The sequence below is a fragment of the Devosia sp. Micro-HW1 genome (assembly GCF_056341075.1).
Genome location: NZ_CP094375.1, coordinates 185,566 through 203,457, shown reverse-complemented (window position 1 = coordinate 203,457; position 17,892 = coordinate 185,566). Strand labels below are relative to the sequence as shown.

The window sequence follows — 17,892 nt, the reverse complement described above, 5'->3', positions numbered from 1 at the left end:
TTATGGCCATTGACCCCCGCGAAAAGATCGCCCTCTTCATTGACGGTGCAAATCTCTATGCCACGTCCAAGGCAATCGGCATCGACATCGACTATCGCAAGCTGCTGAGCGAGTTCAGCGCCAAGGCCTACTTGCTGCGCGCCAACTACTACACGGCACTGATCGAGGATCAGGAATATTCCTCGATCCGGCCGCTGATCGACTGGCTCGACTACAATGGCTATGCCGTGGTGACCAAGCCAGCCAAGGAATTCACCGACTCCCTGGGCCGCCGCAAGGTCAAGGGCAACATGGATATCGAGCTGACCGTCGACGCGCTCGAGCAGGCCCCCTACTACGACCACTTCGTGCTGTTTTCAGGCGACGGCGATTTCACCGCCCTGGTCGCCTCGCTGCAGCGCAAGGGCAAGCGGGTGACCGTGGTCTCGACGCTGACCACTTCCACGCCGATGATCTCGGACGACCTGCGCCGCCAGGCGGACTTCTTCATCGATGTGGCGGATTTGGCCAAGACCGTTGGTCGTCCGCAGGTGCAGCGGCCGGTCGAGGCCTGACAGAGGCTCGCCATTCGCGCGTAGCGCTCATGGCCTGCTCGCCTCAAATCTCTCCACCGGAGAGATTTGCCCTTCGGGACGGCTCTCAGCCCCTTCCGCCCTCTTTCATGATGCGGGCCTTGTCGCGGTTCCAGTCACGGTCGCGGGCCGTGGCGCGCTTGTCGTAGTTCTTCTTGCCCTTGCCGACGCCGATCAGCAGCTTGGCCTTGCCCTGGTCGTTGAAAAACAGCTTCAGCGGCACGATGGTATTGCCAGCGCGAGCCACTTCCTGGTCGAGCTTGGCGAGCTGCTTCTTGCTGACGAGAAGCTTGCGCGGACGCTTTTCCTCGTGATTGAAGCGATTGGCCTGCAGGTATTCGGGAATGTGCGAATTGATGAGCCAGAGCTCGCCCCGCTCGGGCGAGGCGTAGGACTCGGCGATCTGCGCTTTACCCAGGCGTAGTGACTTGACCTCGGTACCAGTCAGCACAATGCCGGCCTCGATGGTGTCGCCGATTTCGTAGTCGAAGCGCGCGCGACGGTTCTCGGCCACCTGCCCGTGACTGATCCATCCACTCTTGCTCTTGTCGTTCTTGCTGGCAGCCATGGTTTGGTCGGTCTCTAAATAGAAAGCCCGGCCCCGGACAGGTCCGTGGACCGGGCAATTGAAAGCACTGCCTATCAGATAAGGCCGGCGTGACGCATTGCAAAGTCCATGGCGTCCTCTGTCGACTTGCTGACCGGTACCAGTGGCAGACGCATTTCGTTGGCGCACAGGTTCAGCCGGTTGGCCACATACTTGGCCGGCGACGGATTGGGCTCCATGAACAGGTCCTTGTGGAGGTAGGCGAGCTTGTCATTGATCTCGCGCGCGCCGGCGAAATCACCGGCAAGCGAAAGCTCCTGCATCTGCGAGCAGAGACGCGGGGCGACATTGGCAGTCACCGAAATACAGCCATGGCCGCCATGGGCATTGAAACCGAGGGCAGTGCTGTCGTCGCCGGACAACAGTATAAAATCCTTGCCCAGCCTGTTGCGCTGCATGCTGGCCCGCTCAAGATTGCCAGTCGCATCCTTCACGCCGACAATGTTGGAATGGGCATCGCGCAGCCGGACGATGGTATCGACGGTGAGGTCGACCGTGGTGCGGCCCGGCACCGAGTACAGGATGATCGGAATGCCGACCGCCTTGGCCACAGCTGAAAAATGCTGGAACAGGCCTTCCTGGTTCGGCTTGTTGTAGTAGGGCACCACGGAGAGCACGGCACTCGCGCCGGACTTTTCCGCGTGCTGGGCCAGCGACACCGCTTCAGCCGTCGAATTGGACCCGGCACCAGCAATCACCGGCACGCGGCCGTTGGCGACTTCGATGCAGACCTGGACGATGCGGTGATGTTCCTCATGGCTGACGGTAGGGCTTTCGCCGGTCGTGCCAACAGGCACAAGGCCGTGCGTCCCTTCGGAAATCTGCCATTCGACAAAGCTGGCGAAGGCTTTCTCATCCACGGCCCCATCGCGCATGGGGGTGATGAGAGCCGTAATCGAACCACGCAGCATTTGTCGGAATTCCTCAATTGGGCGCCGGGCTTTGGCCGGCCATTTTGATCTCAACGCATTCTGGCGCCACACTGCGCCGAACGGGCGGCACCATACTTTCAACAGCGGCCGGCCACAAGGCACGCGAAACGCCTTGTGACTTGCGCCCGGCCATCGATAAATATGGCCATGATTTCGCTCTTCGATCGTCGGCGCAAAGTTCCCCGGGACCATGCGGCCTTTGCCGGACTGCCCGTATCGTTCATCACCACGAGCGATGCGCGAACGCGCGCGGCCGTGCACCTGCGCGGCGACTTCACCGGTAGGCGCGTGCCGCTTGTCTGCCTTGCCGGCTACAATCGCAACATGAGCGATTTCTCGGCATTTGCCGATTATTTCCAACGGCTTGGCTCCGGCGGCTGGCCGATGGTCCTGCTGGATCTGCCCGGGCGTGGGCGGGCCGATGACCGGCCAAAAGGCGCCGGTTACAGCACGCTCTCGGACGCACAGGATGTCGCCGATATTCTGGCTGCCCTGGGAATCGGCCGTGCCGTGATGCTCGGCCAGGGGCATGGCGGACAGGTGGTCATGGCGCTGGCCGTCAGCCATCCATTGCTGATCGGCGGTACAATTCTGCTCGACAGCGGGCCGGTGACGGATTCGCGCGGCATCGTACGGCTGCGCAACAACCAGGCCCATATCGACAGCCTGCGCGGCAAGGCGGTGACCCAGGGCCTGCGGCGCATGCTTGGCGGGGACTATCCGGGCCACTCGCCCGAGGAGCTCGATGCCCTCTCGCTCCGCAGCTTCTGGTTCGACAAGCGCAACCGGCCGCATCCGCTCTTCGACAGGCGCCTGATCGAACGCATCAAGGACATCAGCTTCGATGACGTTCTGGTGGCCCAATGGCCGCTCTTCGACGCCCTCAACTGTGCGCGACTGATGCTGCTGCGGACCCAATTGACCGATCAGGTGCGGCGCGAAACGTTTGAGGAAATGGTGCGCCGCCGCCCGGACGCTGAAGCGGTGACAATCCAGGGACAGGGGTCACCGGCCCTGTTTGACCAGCAGTCCGACATAGAGGCCGTAGCGGAATTCGTCTTCCATATCGGTAAAGGCCGGCGAAAGGCTGCCTGAGAGGCGCTGATCAGGCAGACGCAGTAGCCGTGAGAAGAAGGACGGCCTGTTCGACCCATTGCTCCCTGCGGATCCGGCCCTTTACGGCGATGCGCCCCTCGAGCCAATCGATATGCGCGCCGGTCCAGGCGGCAATCTGATCGAGGTGATAGATCCCGAGATCGTGCAGCGCAGATTCCGTTTTCGCGCCTATCCCCTTGATCTGCCTCAGATCATCGGCCTTCCCCCCGCGGGGAGCAGGCAGGTATGGCGGGCGTTGCAGGGTGACGGGGGCCGGTGTTGGAGCGGTCGTGAGTCCATCGCGATCGACGGTTCCGGCAAGACGCCGCGCGGCTGACTTGCCAGCTGGCGCGGACGCTACCGAGACCGGCACCGCAGCAACTGGCACGCGGGCTTCAAAGCGGGGTCGCACCCGAATGGCGCGATAGGCCAGGTGCGCGACATAGCCGAGGCCGCACCCGCAGAGGTAGGCGACGAGGAGCAATACGGCGATTTCGATGGCATGGCCGACGGTCATCGCGACGCCTCCGCCCCTCGCCTCGAAAGGCTGAGCCAGCCCGTGACAATGCCCACAAACCCGGCGGCGGCCATGAAGGGCCAGTAGACGCCGATCAGAAACAGCACGGGGGTGACGAAGGACGACATTGGCTAGTTCTGCCCCTCCGGCGCACGCACCGTTACCACAATGCGCCGGTTGGCCCGTTTGCCTTCCGCCGTCGCATTGTCGGCAACTGGAGCGGATTCGCCATAGCCAACGGCATAGAGGCGTGACGGCGAAACGTTGCGCTCGACCAGCGCATCGACTACCGCTTCCGCACGCGCCACCGACAAAGCCAGGTTCAACTGGTCGTCACCGTCGCTGTCGGTATGTCCCTCGACATCGACAATGGCGTCGGGGCACAGCAGGAGCGCCTGCGCAAAGGCATCGAGTTCAGCCGCCGCCCCCGCCGCAATGATGGCTGCGCCGGACTGGAACAGGATGGCATTGTGGGCTGAAAGCTCTGCCAGGCGGGCCTGGCACTGGGCGAGCCCCGAAGGCGCGGACAGCTCCGCCGCCCAGTCTTCACCCAATGTGGCGATCTGCGCTTTGATTGACTGCTGATCGTCGGCGTTCAGCGCCTCGCCAGAAAGTCGCCACGCCCCATCGGCAAAGCTGAGCTCTCCTCGCCCGAGTTGCAGCAAGGCCCGGACCCCGGCCTGAGCGGCAGCGGCAAAGCCATCAGGCGCATTGGGCGCGATGGACAAGGCACTGGCATCCCCACCGGTTATGGTCGCCAGATACTGCGCAGTTGCCGCAGCCGGCACCTGACCACGAAGGGTAACGGCACCATCGGACGTACGCTTCGCAGCGAAAGTGTAACTCGGCGACGCGGCCGCTACCGACGTTGCGGCGTCAGGCACCGGCGCTCGCTCAGCTGGGGCTGGTTCCATCGCAGGATCGATAAGGGCCAAGGTCCAGCGTGGCGAGGCCGTTCCGAGCAAGGCGGTGGCGGCCGCGTGAGCATCGGGAGCGAGCGAAACACCCGACGCGGACCACTGTTCTCCATCAAAGCCCACATCACCCTGTTCCATCAGTGCCAGCACGTCGAGAGCCTGCAACACATCCGAAGAGAAACCCTCCGGCGCGTCAGCGCGCAATTCGGTCCTGTCGACAACCTCGGCCCCGGCTCGAACGACAAGGAAACGCTGGAGAGACTCAGTGGGGACCGCACCGGAGAGCGTCACCCCTTCGTCCGACTTGCTGGCCGCCCAGATATAGGGAGCAGCAGGCGCCAGTTCGGGCACGGTCACGCCATCGCCATCTGTCACGCCGAGCGCAGCGGCCAATGTGAGGGCTGCATCTTTTTGCGCACCATCGACGGCGGAGCCAATGAGGGTCCAGTCGGAACCGTCAAAAGCCACCCTGCCCGCTTCAAGGCCCATCAGCGTGTCGACGGCCAGGCGCGCCTTGTCGGCAAAGCCCTCCGGCGCACCGTGAGAGACTCGGCTCGTATCGGCGACCCGCGCATCGACATGCACCTGGAGCCAGGACTTCAGCGATTCGGCAGGAACGTTGCCGGCAAACAGAAAACTGCCATCAGGAAGGCGTTCGGCTGACCAGAGATAGGGATCGGCAAAGCCAGGAGACTCGGCCGGCTCGGAAAGGGCCAGCGTCCAGCCGGCCTGAGCCAAGCCGCGGATTGCGAACTCGGTTTCGATGGAGCCCTTGTCGATGGCAGAGACAGGCTCACCAGACACGGTCCAACCCGCACCATCGAAGCTGATGGTGCCACTGCGCAACCATGGCAGGAAGGCGAATGCCTGCTCGGCGGAAGCCAGGAACTCGGGCGCCTCGCCCGAGGCATAGGTCACGCTGGAACGCGCATTGCTTCCGGCCCGGGCCAGGAGCGCGTCCTCTGCGTCCCGGCTGGGCAGCATGCCGTTCAGAACCACGTCGCCCCCGGCGTCGCGGCGTATCGCAAAACTGTAGCTCGCCGCGCGAGGAGCCTCGACGCTGCTATCGGCCAGTGTCAGTCCCTGAGGGAGACCAGAGTCCAGCATGTCAAGCAATGCACGATAGTCCGTGGGCGTATCGGCAATGCCTGAAACCGAGAGCGTCGAGCCCGAAAGAGCCACGCGCCCTTCCGCGAGATGGCCCAACAACTCAAGGGCGAAATCGACACCGCGATGGTATCCTTCGGGGGCGCCGGCACCGAACTTGAGAAAGCTGACATCGGCATTGGCGACGCCAGCCAGATCTTCGCGCGTCGCCTCATCGGGTACGAAGCCATCAAAAACGAGCGTACCACCGGCCTGGCGGTTGATACTGATCCAGTAGTCGCCCACGCGCGGCGCGGACAGCTCGACGATCGAATTCGTACCAGAAACGGCCTCGGTGACGGCCTGTGCAACTTCAATGCTTGGGGGCACTCCGGTGAGCCGGCTGACGCCATCGACGATTTCCGCCTCACCGCTTTCGAGCAGGGCAAGCTGCTCGACCAGGAGCCTGGTGTGCTCGGCAAATCCCTCTGGAGCCCCGGAGGCCAGTGAAAGCCCGGTAGCGATCGGCAGTCCGGACACGTCGGCCAATCGCAAGCGATCCGCGACCTGTTCAGCGGGAACATGGCCCGAAATGGCAATCCGGGTGCCGTCAAACTCGGCGCGCCAGGTATAGGGCGTCACCCGTACAGGCTCGACATCGATGTCGCCCCTGGAAATGCCGTCCGGCATTCGGGAAAGCGCCATCTGCAGCTGCCCAAGCGCCTTTTCCGAGCGCGCTCGTCCGACCGCGTTCAGGGTGAGGCCGGACAGCTCAAAATAGCCGCTATCGACTTCGGAGACCTGGGCCAGGGCGAATTCCACGCCCGCGCGCCATGACTGCTCATTCGGCTGTCCGGATCGAACTTCCAGATCGACAGATGCCAGCCCATCAATGGAGGCAAGCTCCCGACGCACCGCCTCATTTGGTACGCTACCAAAGAGACTTACGGCACCATCCTCAACATTAACATTAATGCGGAATGGATTGGCGAGCGGGGCGATGGTCACTGTTTCATCGACACCGGCTACACCCGGAATGTCCGCAAGGGCGGCAATCGCCATGTCGCGCTGGGCATCCGACGACGTGGTTCCCGTCAGGCGCAAATGCCTGCCGTCGAGCGTGAATTGCGCCCAATCCGACCCGGACGATTTGAGAGCCGCCCTGCCCTCGGCAGATAGTGTATCGAGCATGCCGGGCGTCGCCATGGCCAGCGCCGCAACCGTCCCGCCCAGAATTGTCACAACGCCTGGCGCCACCCACTTGAGGAGGTCCCTGATCATCCCGAATCCATTGGAAAACCGCAACTTTTGGAACGGTAGATGATTTGGGGGGAAGGACAAAGAAAAACCCGCACATGGCGGGGGATACCAACATCAACTCGATGTCAGTCACGATGCGCGACCTCACCCGGTCCGCGGAACGCCACCTGCAATCGCGCCCACGATCAATGGCGACAAAAAGAAAGGCCCGCCGAAGCGGGCCTTTCCGAATTCAGGCGTAATCCAAGGATTACTTGAATTCCTTGGCGGCCTTGAAGGTGACCTTGTAGGCACCGGTCGAGTGGGCCTGAGCAGCGAGGGTCGATTCGAAACCACCACCCGGCTTCCATTCGAGCGAGGCCTTGCCGTAGATGTCATGCGGCTCAGCAACGAGTTCGGTGGTGTGGAAGTAACCAACTTCACCCTTGACGGTGATGGTTTCGCTGACGGCGTAAGCCAGTTCAGCAGCAACCTGGTAGGTCTCGGTGTTGGTGGTCGAGGTGTTCTCATCGAACCAACGAGCGCCGAGGTTGATGGTCACGCCTTCGGTGACGGTTGCGCCGACGGAACCGCCGAAGCCAGCCTGCGAGGCAAGGTTCGTACCGCCCAGAGCTTCACCCGACAGAGCGAGGGTGAACATGTCGAACTTGGCCGAAGCCGAAGCCAGAACGTTCCAGGAGTTGTCGCCAGCAGCGTTGGCGCCGTAAGCACCAGCACCGACAACGCGGAAGTTGTCGAAGGTGCCGTCGAAGCCGGCATGCAGCCACCAGGCATTGACGTCGCCGTCGAGGATGCCGTTGGCGCCAGCAGTCAGGTGAGCCTTGATGCCTTCGCCAGCGTATTCGATCACGCCGATGAGGTTACCAGCGTTCGAAGCAGTGGTCGCCGGCAGAGCATCGCGAGCGTCGAGAGCTTCGAGGCCAGCCTTGACCTTCACGCCGTTGCCGAGGTCGGAAACGATCTGGATGGCATGGCCGTCGGCCTTGCCGCCGTAGAGCGAACCAACGCCCTTGTCGATGGCTTCCGAGTTGAACAGGCCGAGCCAGTTCAGCGGCTCATCGTCGCCAACGTTGGCGATCGAGCCCTTCTTACCAGCCATGATGGTGGTGGTGTCGCCGATGGAGACGAAAGCTTCGTCGATTTCAACGGTGTTCGAAGCGGTCGTGGTCACGATTTCGTTCGCAACAACAGACTTGCTTTCGTTCTTCAGCTTGATGGTGGCCGAAGCGGGACCGAAGTCGCTCGAAGCGGTACCAACAAACTTCAGCCACGAGTCAACGTCCGACGACCAGTCCTGGGTGGCCGGGTGGGTGCCGTCGTTGTTCAGAATACCAATCGACTTGCCCTGATTGGTGTTCACAGCCCAAGCGGTGCCGTTGTAGTCGCCGTAGTTGAACTCATAGGTGACCTTGCCCGAGATCTGCAGGCAGTTGTCCGAGGACGAGATGGTCAGGCCGGAGATGCCGAGGGCATCGCAAACGTCGAGCGAGGTGAGGACACCCAGATCGGCAGCGTAGCCAGCGGTCGAGAGACCAGCGGCAGCAACAGAACCGAGAATAAGGCTCTTGAGTTTCATTATTTGACCTCCAAAGTCAGTCATTTAGGTGCTGGTTGCCCAGCGGTTTGTCGAAACGCGACCACACTATTCGTGGTGCAGTGTGTTGCCGTCGCGTTGCGACCGACAAACGATCCCATGCATGGATTCGCAAGACCCACTCTACGCATGCAAAATTCCGACGCAATCGCGACAAGCGGGTTTTGGGGCTGACACAATCTGGTTGCGTAGCGGTTGTTGCAGATTCAGCACACAGACTGAAACGGACTGTTAAGTCCGCTGAAGAAATCGTTAAAATTCGCGCAATCGGAAGCCTTTGCGGCACGCTTCGCGGGCCCCAACGAAGCTTTGGCAGACGGCGGCGAACCGTTATAGGCTTTGCCAAAATCGCGGCGCTGCCGTGGTGCAAATGTGGAGAGAACTATGGCAGGCGGACCGATTGCGCTCGTTACAGGTGGAACATCCGGCATCGGCCTTGCTGTCGCGAAGGGCCTGTCGGCAGATGGTTGGCAGGTATTGATCTGCGGCCGGCGTGGCGACCTGATCGAGGCGATCAGCAAGGACATGGGCATACCGGGGGAGGTCTGCGACGTGACCGATCCGGAATCGGTCGAGCGGCTGTTCCACTCGATCCGGTCGCGCTTCGGGCGGATCGACCTGGTGTTCAACAATGCCGGCCGGTTCGCCCCCGCGCGGGTGTTCGGTGATCTCGACACGGCCACCTGGCGTGAAATGATCGACACCAATCTCAACGGCGCCTTCTATGTGGCGCGCGAGGCCTTCCGGCTGATGCGGGAGCAGAGCCCGCAAGGCGGGCGCATCATCAACAATGGCTCGATTTCTGCCTATGTTCCGCGCCCGCACGCGGCGAGCTACACGACCAGCAAGCACGCGATTACGGGCCTTACCAAGGCGATCTCGCTCGATGGAAGACCCTTCAACATCGCCTGCGGCCAAATCGATATCGGCAATGCGGCGACCGACATGACCAGCCACATGAATGCGGGCTCGCTGCAGGCCAATGGCGAAATGTTGCCTGAGCCGACATTCGACGTTGCCCATGTGGTGGACGCCGTCCGCTACATGGCCGGGCTGCCGCTCAGCGCCAATGTCCAGTTCATGACGGTCATGGCGACAACCATGCCCTATATCGGGCGCGGTTGAGAGCGGGTCAGGCCCGCGCCCACACCTTGTCGCCGGAAATCCAGGTCGACTGGACCTTTCGGTCGTCGGAAAGATGCACGAAACTCGCCTCGGCGGCTGGATGCAGGTGGCCCAGGGTTTCCGCCTGACCGATGGCCAGCGCCGGATAGAGCGAGGCCATGCGGAAGGCTTCGCCGGGGGCAAGGCCGACGGTGTCGATCATGAAATTGACCGCATCGATCATGTCGAGGTCGGCGCCTGCCAGCGTGCCGTCGGCGAGACGAAGGGCTCCATTGGCGCGGGTAATCGTCCGCCCATTGAGCTCAAAGCTGGTCAGGTCGGTACCGGTCTGCGACATGGCGTCGGTGACCAGGAAGATATTTCCCGGAGCGCGCTTGGCGCGGAGGGCTACATCCATGGATACGGCATGGACGTGGATGCCATCGGCGATCAGGCCGGCTGTGACTTCGGGGCGGTCGAGCACGGCACCGACGACGCCCGGCTCGCGATTGCCCATCTGGCTCATGGCGTTGAACAGATGCGTGGCCATGCTGGCGCCCGCATCGAACGCGGCATTGGCCTGGTCATAGGTCGCGTCGGAATGACCGATGCTGACCACGGCGCCGGCCTCGACAAGTGCAGCGATCTGTGCCGGGAGCACGGTTTCGGCGGCGACGGTGCACAGAAGGTTGGGTAGCGCCCGGGCCGCGGCGGTGAGACGCGCCAGGTCGGCCTCGTCCATGGGGCGGATCAGCGCCGGATCGTGCGTGCCTTTTCGCGACAGGGCCAGGTGCGGGCCTTCGAGATGCAGGCCGATAAAGCCAGGCACCCGCTCGGCCTCAGCGGCGATGCCGGCCGCAATGGCCTTGTCGTTGATTTCGGCGGTGTCGGTAATCAACGTGGGCAGAAGCGCCGTGGTGCCGAACCGGGCATGGGCCGCGCAGATGGTGCGGATGGAGGCGAGCGTCGGGGCATTGTTGAACAGAATGCCGCCACCGCCATTGACCTGGAGATCGACGAAACCAGGAACGAGCAGGCCGCCCCCGAGTTCAACGCGCTCCGCCCCCGCCGGAATATCGGCAAGGGAAACGATGCCGGCGACATAACCGAACTCGATCAGCAGCGCGGCATCATCATGCCACTCATCGCCATCGAAAATGCGGGCACCGGAAACTGCAACGAGATCGCTCATACCGTTTCGGTCACCTTCTTGAGGGCCGGCGGCACGTCGGGATTGAGGCCGCGATGCCGCGAGAGCGCCTCGACGAAGCCATAGAAGGAAACGATCAGCGCCAGCGGATCGGTGATCGGGTGGCCGGTCGCCGCAAAGGGCAGTGCCTTGGCAGCACCCGGGAGATCACTGGTGAGGAAGGCAAGAGCCCCCTGCCCGGCCAGCTTGTGGGCCATATCGGCTACGGAGGCCTCGGCGGCATCGCGGGCGGCCAGGCCAAGCACCGGATAGCCCGGCGTGACAATGGCCACGGGGCCATGCATCACCTCTGCAGCGCTGTAGGATTCGGCCTGGATATTGCAGGTTTCCTTGAACTTCAGAGCCGCCTCATTGGCGATCGCGAAGCCGGGACCGCGACCCAGCACATAGAGGGCATTGTGGCCATCAAGCGCGCCGATCATCTCCGACCAGTCGCATGCCACAGCGCGGGCCAGACTTTCGGGCAGCGCGTTGACGGCACGCGTGATTTCCGCGTCGCCGCTCCAGCGCGCCAGCAGGGCCAGACCGGCAACCACCGAGGTAACGTAAGTCTTGGTCGCCGCGACACTTTTCTCGAGGCCGGCATGCAGGTCGATGGTGAAGTCGCTCGCTTCGGCCAATGGCGAACCGGCGGTGTTGGTGATGGCAATGGTGGTGGCGCCGGACCGGCGGGCGGAATGGGCCATGCCGACGATGTCGGGGCTCTTGCCCGACTGCGAAATGGCAATCGCGGCGGCCTTGCCCAGCTTGAGATCGCGCCCATAGATCGAGGCGATGGATGGACCGACCGAGGCCACGGGCACGCCCATGGTCAGCTCGATGGCGTATTTCAGATAGGCCGAGGCGTGATCGGAGGAACCGCGAGCGACGGTAACGACCAGGGCGGGATCGAGCTCGCGCAAGCGTGCAGCAGCGGCGTCAAGGGTGCTGGCCGAGGCAGACAGGAAACCGGCAACAATCTCCGGGATCTGGTTCACTTCCTGGCGCATGAAGGTCTGTTCGGTCATGGCTGGCGGGCTCCATTGCTGGCATCGCCGAGACGCAGTTCGGCGACAAAGTCATAAGTGTCGCCCCGATAGATGGAGCGGGTGAACTCGATAACGCGGCCCGTCGACAGATAGGAAATGCGTTCGATATGCAGGCCCGCCGAACCGATCGGGACCTGCAGCAGATGCGCGTCGTCCTCGGATATATTGGCGGCGCGAATGCGCTGAATGGCGCGGACCGGCCGTGTGCCGGTCTGTTCCAGGTGCTTGTAGAGTGAATCCTTTATGGACATCGGATCCGGCAGCACCGTGGCCGAGAGACTGGCGCGCTCGATGGCCAGAGGCATGTCGCCAGTGAGGCGCAGGCGCGAAATGCGCGCCACGCGCTCGCCGGCACTGAGGCCCAGGATGATGGTTTCTTCGGGCGATGGCAGGTAAAGCCCCCGCTCCAGCCATTCGGCGCGCACGGCCATGCCGCGACGGGCCATGTCTTCGGTGAAGGAAGTAAGCTGGGAGAGCGATTGCTCGACGCGCTGGGTCTCGGGCGCCACGAATGTGCCCGACCCATGGCGCTGCACCAGCACCCCTTCATTGACCAGCTGCTGCACCGCCTTGCGGACCGTAACGCGCGAGACATCGGCGCGCTGCGCCAGGTCACGCTCGGAAGGCAAGGCATCTCCGGGGTTGATATGCCCATGCTTTATTATGGCATCTTCTACCCAGCGTTTGAGGAGGTAGAGCGGACCGCCAACCGGCAGCACGACCGGATCGTCGCCAAAGATGTTTCTGGACTGTTCCGTCAAACGTCCTCCTCGGCCACCCGCTGATCGGGCTGGCAGGCATGGTCCGATAAACCGCTACTCGCATAATACCAATAAAATACCATTTACCAAGCCCCTCTCTGGGGCAGGTGCAGCTGTACCGCATCCCGCTGTGGATATTGTGCTTTTGTAACATGCAAATTATCTCTTGGCAGACTCGATGCATGAAGTGGTATTTTTTTGGCATTAGTGCCGCGGCAGGAGGAGCGCATGCAAGGCAAGCAGACCGAAGGGCGCCACGCCCAGGCCGCAGGGCTGGAACTGAACAGCGATGCCGACATCCTGGCGCTGCTGGCCGCCGGCCAATCCGCTGCGGCCGACAGCGTGGGTGCTGCGGCTCCAGCAATCGCCGATGGTGCTGAACTGGCGGCACAGACCATGCGCGACGGTGGCCGGCTGGTCTACGCCGCGGCCGGCAGTTCCGGGTTGATGGCCCTGGCCGATGCGCTCGAACTCCCCGGCACCTACGGCATTGCACGCGATCGCATTGTCGTGCTGCTGGCGGGCGGCGACGAGGCGCTGGTCGACATGAAGGGCGGCCCCGAGGATGACGGCGACGCGGCCAGACAGGCAGTGGAGGCCCTGGCGCTCGATGCGAGGGATTGCCTCATTGGCGTCACGGCCAGTGGCCACACACCCTACCCGCTGGCGGCAGTGGATGCGGCAAGGCGCGCCGGCGCGCGCACCATCGGCATTGCCAACAATGACGGCGCCACGATCCTCGGACGTGTCGATGTGGGCATCTGCCTCAGGACCCCGCCGGAGGTGATTGCCGGCTCGACGCGCATGGGTGCGGGTACGGCACAAAAGATCGCGCTCAACATGCTCTCCACCCTGATGGCCATCCGCCTTGGCCACGTGCATGACGGGATGATGGTCAATGTCGTGGCGGACAATGACAAACTACGCGGGCGAGCACGCGGCATCATCGAGACTGCAGCGGGCGTCGACGCGGCGCGCGCCGAAGCCGCCCTCAAGGCCAGCAACGGCGCAGTAAAAGCGGCCGTCCTGCTCGCCGCGGGGGCGCAGACCCTGGCAGAAGCAGAGACAATGCTGTTGCGTCACGAGGGACATTTGCGGCCAGCCCTGGCCGAATTGAACAAGGCCTGACCTCAGTGGAAAAGATCGTTGGCCGTGCGCAGGACTGGCGCGGAGGTGAGGTTCGCGAGGTCCAGATCAGGTGCGCCTGAAATCTGGAAAGTGCGGGTCTGACCGGGCAGCAGGGTCACCAGCATATCGCTGATGACAGCATCCGGATGCAGGCGATCTACGAAGATGCAGAGATCCTTGAGCAGTGACCTGGCGGTTACAGCAAGTTCCCACTCGGCAGGGCCTGTGCGCTCGAGGGTGTAGTCGGCCTGCGGGGCGGGGAGATCGAGATCGATGTCCTCGCCAAAAAAGTGCATGGCCATGCTGTCGTGCATAGTGGCGACGAGAAACTCATTCCTGCGGTCGCCTGATGTCGCGACGTCCGTCGGGATTGCGAGACCTGCGGCCGACAGGCGATCAGCGCAGAGCCGCCAATGGGTCCATTCGGCCAGGACCGTCCCATCGAAGCGCATCCGCTTCACGGTCACCGGACCGCGCCAAAACAGTGTCCGTTCGTTGACGGCAATTACCGACAGAACGCCATCGCGCGGCTGGATGGTGAGGAAATGCGTCGCGAAGACGTTGCGCAACGCATACCAGAGCGGCTTTTTGCGCCCATATCCATCGACGGCTGCCCACGAGGTGACGGGCCAGCAATCGTTGAGCTGCCAGACTATGGCGCCCATGTTGCGCGGGCGATGGCTGCGCATGTGGGCGATGCCGAAGGCGATGGCGCGGGCCTGGTTGACCTGGGTGACAAAGTGCCAATCATCCATGGTCTCCGGCACCGGCAGGTGACCCTTGAGGCCACGCAACAGCTTGTCGTTGCCGATGGTTGCCTTCTGGTGATGCCAGACGCCCGGCGAGGTCGGGGTGAGCGGGTTGTCGTGAACTGACTCGGTCAGCGTCGCCCAGGTGGGCGGGGCCTGCCAGCCGAACTCGGAGCAGAAGCGCGGCACGCTATCGGCATAGTGTTCGTAGCCGATGTCATTCCAGACGTCCCAGAGATGCGTGCAGCCATGGGCGGGATCATTGGGGTGGATATCCATGCTGCCCGAATAGGGCGAGCCGGCCCAATAGGGGCGCGTTGGATCAAGCTCGGCCACGAGGCGCGGCAGGAGATCGAGGTAGTAGCCCTGCCCCCAGGTCCGGCCTTCCAGCACGCCCTGCCAGCCCCAATCGAACCAGCCCCAGATATTCTCGTTGTTGCCGTTCCACAGCACCAGAGACGGGTGCGGCATGAGGCGAACGATGTTGTCGCGGGCCTCGGCTTCGATTTCGGCGGGCAGATCGCCCTCTTCGGGATAGGCGGCGCAGGCGAACAGAAAATCCTGCCAGACCAGCATGCCCTGGCGGTCGCATTCCTCGTAGAAGCCGTCGGTTTCGTAGATGCCGCCGCCCCAGACACGCAGCAGATTGATGTTGGCGTCTTTCGCCTGTTCGATCCGCGCCGCATAGCGTTCGGGCGTGACGCGCGGCAGGAAGCAATCGTCGGGAATCCAGTTGGCGCCGCAGACGTAGACAGGGGCGTCATTGACGATCAGCGTGAAGGTCGAGCCATGTTCGTCCTCTGATGTATCGAGACGGATGGAGCGAAAGCCGATGTCGCGCGTCCAGCGATCGATGACCGCCCCACCGGAGAGCAGCTCGACATCGAGCGCATAGAGCGGCTGGTTGCCGAGGTTGTGGGGCCACCAGAGCTGCGGGGACTTTAGGCGCAGGTCGAGGGTCGCGGCAGCGCCCGGAACCGGTGCCGTCTCGGTTACGCCAGCTACCGAGACGCGCAGGGAGAGGCGTTCGGGATTGCCGGCCAGATCGGCATTGAGGCGCACCAGACCATCGGCGCCTTCGAGGGTGACTTCGGGGCGGATGCGGGCGAGGCGCGCGCCGGACCAGCTTTCGAGCGTGACACCCTGCCAGAGGCCTGCAGTGACCAGCGTCGGCCCCCAGTCCCAACCAAAATTGCAGGCCATCTTGCGCATCAGATTGGCCGGGCCGGGATAATTATTGGGGCGCGGGTCGTATTGCTTTTCGAGCGCCGCGCCGCGCTTCCAGGCGCTTTCGAAGGTGATGACAAGGTGGTTCTCGCCTGTCCGCAAGTGGTCACGGATGGCGAACCGGTAGGTGCGGTTCATATTGGCCGTCTGGCCGATCTCGACGCCGTTAAGGATGATGGCGGCGAAGGTATCGAGACCGGCAAAAACCAGATCGACTTGTTCGGCCCCGTCGTCCTGCCAGTCGAAGCGGGTTTCGTAGCGCCAGTCGCAGCGACCGACCCAGTCGACGGTGATTTCATTGAGATCGAGATAGGGATCGGGGATGAGGCCAGCCGCGAGAAGATCAGTGTGCACCGTGCCCGGCACGGTGGCGGGAATGGCCTTCGGAAGGCCGGGGCGGGCGCCGGGACCGCCGAGACAGGTCAGGGTCCAGCCGGAGTGAATGGTGCGGGTCTGGCGCTGCATGGAAGCCTCGAAATCGATACAGGCGCTTCCATACATGACTGACGTGGAAATTCCAGATGGACATCCACCCTGCCCCAACAAAAGGCCCCGGCCAGAGGCCGGGGCCTGGCGGCTTCGCTTCGCTGGTGGTTACGCCACGCGTTGCTTACGCGCGCCGCGCGCCCATTCGGGCAGCATGTCGCCATGGGCGACCAGCAGGTCGTCGACGAGGGTCCATATCTGGTCGAGATCGAGCTCGGCCGCCGTGTGCGGGTCCATCATGGCGGCGTGGTAGATGTGATCGCGGTTCTCGTCGATCAGCGCCCGGACCGTCAGCTCCTGCACGTTGATATTGGTACGGATGAGTGCGGTCAGCTGGGGCGGCAGGTCGCCGATGAAGGTGGGCTGGAGGCCATTGTCATCGACGAGGCACGGCACCTCTACTGCCGCTGCATCGGGCAGCGAGGTGATGACGCCGTTATTCCTCAGGTTGCCGTAGATGACCGAGGGCTCGCCGGTCCAGACCGAGTTGACGATGGAGGAGGCGTATTCCTTCGACGGCTTCACGGTGATCGTCTCGGCAGTACGGTACTGCTCGGAGGTCTTCTTCCAGCCCTCGATCTGCTCGACGCAGCGCTTGGGATATTCGTCGAGCGGAATGCCGTATTTCTCGATCAGGTCCTCGCGGCCCTCCTTGATGAAGTAGGGCGTGTATTCGGCGAAGTGCTCGGAGCTTTCGGTGACGAAATAACCCAGGCGCGTCATCATCTCATAGCGCACCTTATTTGGGCAGCGCGGGTTCCAGCCGGGCTTGGGCGCCCTGCCCTCGCGATAGGCGCGATGCAGCTCGGGATAGAGATCCTTGTAGGTGCCGTCGGGCTGGCGGTGCTCGAACTTGAGGTAGAAGGCCATGTGGTTGATGCCGGCCGAGCGATAGCGGATTTCCTCATAGGGAATGCCCAGATCGTGCGCCAGCTCATGGGCCGTGCCCTGCACCGAATGGCAGAGGCCGACTTGCTTGATGGTGGGATATTTTTCCGCGATGGCCCAGGTGTTGATGGCCATGGGGTTGACGTATTGCAGCATGATGGCATCGGGCGCGACGGCGAGCATGTCCTCGCAGATGCTCCACAGATGCGGGACGGTGCGCAGGCCGCGCATGATGCCGCCGACGCCGAGCGTATCGGCAATGGTCTGGCGCAGATTGTACTTCTTCGGGATGTCGAAATCGATGACCGTCGAAGGCTCGTAGCCGCCGATCTGGAAGCAGACGACGACGAAATTGGTGCCGTCGAGCGCTTCGCGCTGGTTGGCATAGGTCTTTACCGTCGCAGCGGCGCCAAGGGTTTTCACCAGCTTGCCGGCGATGATCGCGCTCTCCTCGAGGCGCTGCGGATTGATATCCATGAGCCGGATCTCGGCGCCGGCCAGCGCCGGGCGGTGCAGGATGTCGCCGACAATATTCTTCATGAACACCGATGAGCCGGCGCCGATGAAGGTGATTTTTGGGTTGGCCATGGCAGAATTCCTCCGACCGCAGTGAGCGGCATATGTTGGGCGCGAGATTACGACTTGCCTGCCCTCTTTCAATCCGGAATATGATCCTGTTCTTCCGGCTTTCTCAGGTTATGCAGTGGACGGATCTGCCAACAGAGCATCAG

General features: G+C 62.9%; 15 protein-coding genes. 4 read left to right on the top strand and 11 right to left on the bottom strand.

The window, feature by feature from the left end; genetic code table 11:
• Window positions 1-2 precede the first annotated feature (2 nt).
• Window positions 3-554, top strand: a complete 552-nt coding sequence (locus MQW79_RS00910) for a LabA-like NYN domain-containing protein (RefSeq protein WP_476586275.1) — start codon at window positions 3-5, stop codon at window positions 552-554.
• Window positions 555-639: 85 nt separating this feature from the next.
• Here MQW79_RS00910 and smpB read toward each other — a convergent pair whose 3' ends face one another.
• Together smpB and dapA are read right to left on the bottom strand one after the other, a co-directional pair.
• A complete protein-coding gene (gene smpB / locus MQW79_RS00905) occupies window positions 640-1,140 on the bottom strand; it encodes an SsrA-binding protein SmpB (protein ID WP_476586274.1) in 501 nt (166 codons plus the stop codon).
• Between the two features lie 74 nt (window positions 1,141-1,214).
• Entirely contained in the window at window positions 1,215-2,090 is an 876-nt protein-coding gene (gene dapA / locus MQW79_RS00900; protein WP_476586273.1) for a 4-hydroxy-tetrahydrodipicolinate synthase, read from the bottom strand.
• 168 nt (window positions 2,091-2,258) lie between these two features.
• Here dapA and MQW79_RS00895 point away from each other — a divergent pair, with 168 nt between their 5' ends.
• The gene (locus tag MQW79_RS00895; protein ID WP_476586271.1) at window positions 2,259-3,206 is read left to right on the top strand and encodes an alpha/beta fold hydrolase; all 948 of its coding nucleotides are present in this window, start codon (window positions 2,259-2,261) and stop codon (window positions 3,204-3,206) included.
• 10 nt (window positions 3,207-3,216) lie between these two features.
• Here the strand turns inward: MQW79_RS00895 and MQW79_RS00890 are convergent, their stop codons facing one another.
• The 4 genes from MQW79_RS00890 to MQW79_RS00875 form a co-directional block, all read right to left on the bottom strand.
• Window positions 3,217-3,723, bottom strand: coding sequence for a hypothetical protein (locus MQW79_RS00890; RefSeq protein WP_476586269.1), 507 nt, complete (start codon window positions 3,721-3,723; stop codon window positions 3,217-3,219).
• Complete coding sequence (locus MQW79_RS00885) at window positions 3,720-3,851, bottom strand: hypothetical protein (RefSeq protein ID WP_476586267.1); 132 nt, start codon at window positions 3,849-3,851, stop codon at window positions 3,720-3,722. Before MQW79_RS00885 ends, MQW79_RS00890 begins: the two co-directional genes overlap by 4 nt.
• A 3-nt stretch (window positions 3,852-3,854) precedes the next feature.
• Window positions 3,855-7,007, bottom strand: coding sequence for an OmpA family protein (locus MQW79_RS00880; protein ID WP_476586266.1), 3,153 nt, complete (start codon window positions 7,005-7,007; stop codon window positions 3,855-3,857).
• 229 nt (window positions 7,008-7,236) lie between these two features.
• Window positions 7,237-8,562, bottom strand: coding sequence for a hypothetical protein (locus MQW79_RS00875; protein ID WP_476586265.1), 1,326 nt, complete (start codon window positions 8,560-8,562; stop codon window positions 7,237-7,239).
• A gap of 402 nt (window positions 8,563-8,964) precedes the next feature.
• On the opposite strand from MQW79_RS00875, the gene MQW79_RS00870 reads away from it, so the two are divergent.
• Window positions 8,965-9,705: an SDR family oxidoreductase gene (locus MQW79_RS00870; protein WP_476586264.1), complete on the top strand. Its 741-nt coding sequence runs from the start codon at window positions 8,965-8,967 to the stop codon at window positions 9,703-9,705.
• Between the two features lie 7 nt (window positions 9,706-9,712).
• On the opposite strand, the gene nagA is transcribed toward MQW79_RS00870, so the two are convergent.
• The 3 genes from nagA to MQW79_RS00855 are packed head-to-tail and all read right to left on the bottom strand — an operon-like array spanning window position 9,713 to window position 12,683.
• Window positions 9,713-10,876 carry an N-acetylglucosamine-6-phosphate deacetylase gene (gene nagA, locus MQW79_RS00865; protein ID WP_476586263.1) on the bottom strand — a complete coding sequence of 388 codons (1,164 nt, stop codon included), beginning with the start codon at window positions 10,874-10,876 and terminating at the stop codon, window positions 9,713-9,715.
• Window positions 10,873-11,901 carry an SIS domain-containing protein gene (locus tag MQW79_RS00860; protein ID WP_476586262.1) on the bottom strand — a complete coding sequence of 343 codons (1,029 nt, stop codon included), beginning with the start codon at window positions 11,899-11,901 and terminating at the stop codon, window positions 10,873-10,875. Before MQW79_RS00860 ends, nagA begins: the two co-directional genes overlap by 4 nt.
• Window positions 11,898-12,683 (bottom strand): GntR family transcriptional regulator, encoded by a 786-nt coding sequence (locus tag MQW79_RS00855; protein WP_476586261.1) that lies wholly within the window; start codon window positions 12,681-12,683, stop codon window positions 11,898-11,900. Before MQW79_RS00855 ends, MQW79_RS00860 begins: the two co-directional genes overlap by 4 nt.
• Window positions 12,684-12,911: 228 nt before the next feature.
• Between MQW79_RS00855 and MQW79_RS00850 the strand changes: the two genes are divergently transcribed.
• Window positions 12,912-13,811: an N-acetylmuramic acid 6-phosphate etherase gene (locus MQW79_RS00850; RefSeq protein WP_476586260.1), complete on the top strand. Its 900-nt coding sequence runs from the start codon at window positions 12,912-12,914 to the stop codon at window positions 13,809-13,811.
• A 2-nt stretch (window positions 13,812-13,813) separates the two neighbouring features.
• Here the strand turns inward: MQW79_RS00850 and MQW79_RS00845 are convergent, their stop codons facing one another.
• Both MQW79_RS00845 and melA read right to left on the bottom strand, forming a co-directional pair.
• Entirely contained in the window at window positions 13,814-16,252 is a 2,439-nt protein-coding gene (locus tag MQW79_RS00845; protein WP_476586259.1) for a glycoside hydrolase family 2 protein, read from the bottom strand.
• Window positions 16,253-16,381: 129 nt separating this feature from the next.
• On the bottom strand, window positions 16,382-17,749 hold the full coding sequence (gene melA, locus MQW79_RS00840; RefSeq protein ID WP_476586257.1) for an alpha-galactosidase: 1,368 nt from the start codon (window positions 17,747-17,749) through the stop codon (window positions 16,382-16,384).
• Window positions 17,750-17,892: the final 143 nt, after the last annotated feature.

What these genes read in the sequence shown, in the direction of transcription:
- MQW79_RS00885 (WP_476586267.1), bottom strand. Translation starts at nt 3,851, where the DNA reads ATGTCGTCCTTCGTCACCCCCGTGCTGTTTCTGATCGGCGTCTACTGG.
- MQW79_RS00850 (WP_476586260.1), top strand. Translation starts at nt 12,912, where the DNA reads ATGCAAGGCAAGCAGACCGAAGGGCGCCACGCCCAGGCCGCAGGGCTG.
- MQW79_RS00890 (WP_476586269.1), bottom strand. Translation starts at nt 3,723, where the DNA reads ATGACCGTCGGCCATGCCATCGAAATCGCCGTATTGCTCCTCGTCGCC.
- MQW79_RS00895 (WP_476586271.1), top strand. Translation starts at nt 2,259, where the DNA reads ATGATTTCGCTCTTCGATCGTCGGCGCAAAGTTCCCCGGGACCATGCG.
- MQW79_RS00860 (WP_476586262.1), bottom strand. Translation starts at nt 11,901, where the DNA reads ATGACCGAACAGACCTTCATGCGCCAGGAAGTGAACCAGATCCCGGAG.
- MQW79_RS00875 (WP_476586265.1), bottom strand. Translation starts at nt 8,562, where the DNA reads ATGAAACTCAAGAGCCTTATTCTCGGTTCTGTTGCTGCCGCTGGTCTC.
- MQW79_RS00845 (WP_476586259.1), bottom strand. Translation starts at nt 16,252, where the DNA reads ATGCAGCGCCAGACCCGCACCATTCACTCCGGCTGGACCCTGACCTGT.
- MQW79_RS00870 (WP_476586264.1), top strand. Translation starts at nt 8,965, where the DNA reads ATGGCAGGCGGACCGATTGCGCTCGTTACAGGTGGAACATCCGGCATC.
- melA (WP_476586257.1), bottom strand. Translation starts at nt 17,749, where the DNA reads ATGGCCAACCCAAAAATCACCTTCATCGGCGCCGGCTCATCGGTGTTC.
- MQW79_RS00910 (WP_476586275.1), top strand. Translation starts at nt 3, where the DNA reads ATGGCCATTGACCCCCGCGAAAAGATCGCCCTCTTCATTGACGGTGCA.
- MQW79_RS00880 (WP_476586266.1), bottom strand. Translation starts at nt 7,007, where the DNA reads ATGATCAGGGACCTCCTCAAGTGGGTGGCGCCAGGCGTTGTGACAATT.
- dapA (WP_476586273.1), bottom strand. Translation starts at nt 2,090, where the DNA reads ATGCTGCGTGGTTCGATTACGGCTCTCATCACCCCCATGCGCGATGGG.
- nagA (WP_476586263.1), bottom strand. Translation starts at nt 10,876, where the DNA reads ATGAGCGATCTCGTTGCAGTTTCCGGTGCCCGCATTTTCGATGGCGAT.
- smpB (WP_476586274.1), bottom strand. Translation starts at nt 1,140, where the DNA reads ATGGCTGCCAGCAAGAACGACAAGAGCAAGAGTGGATGGATCAGTCAC.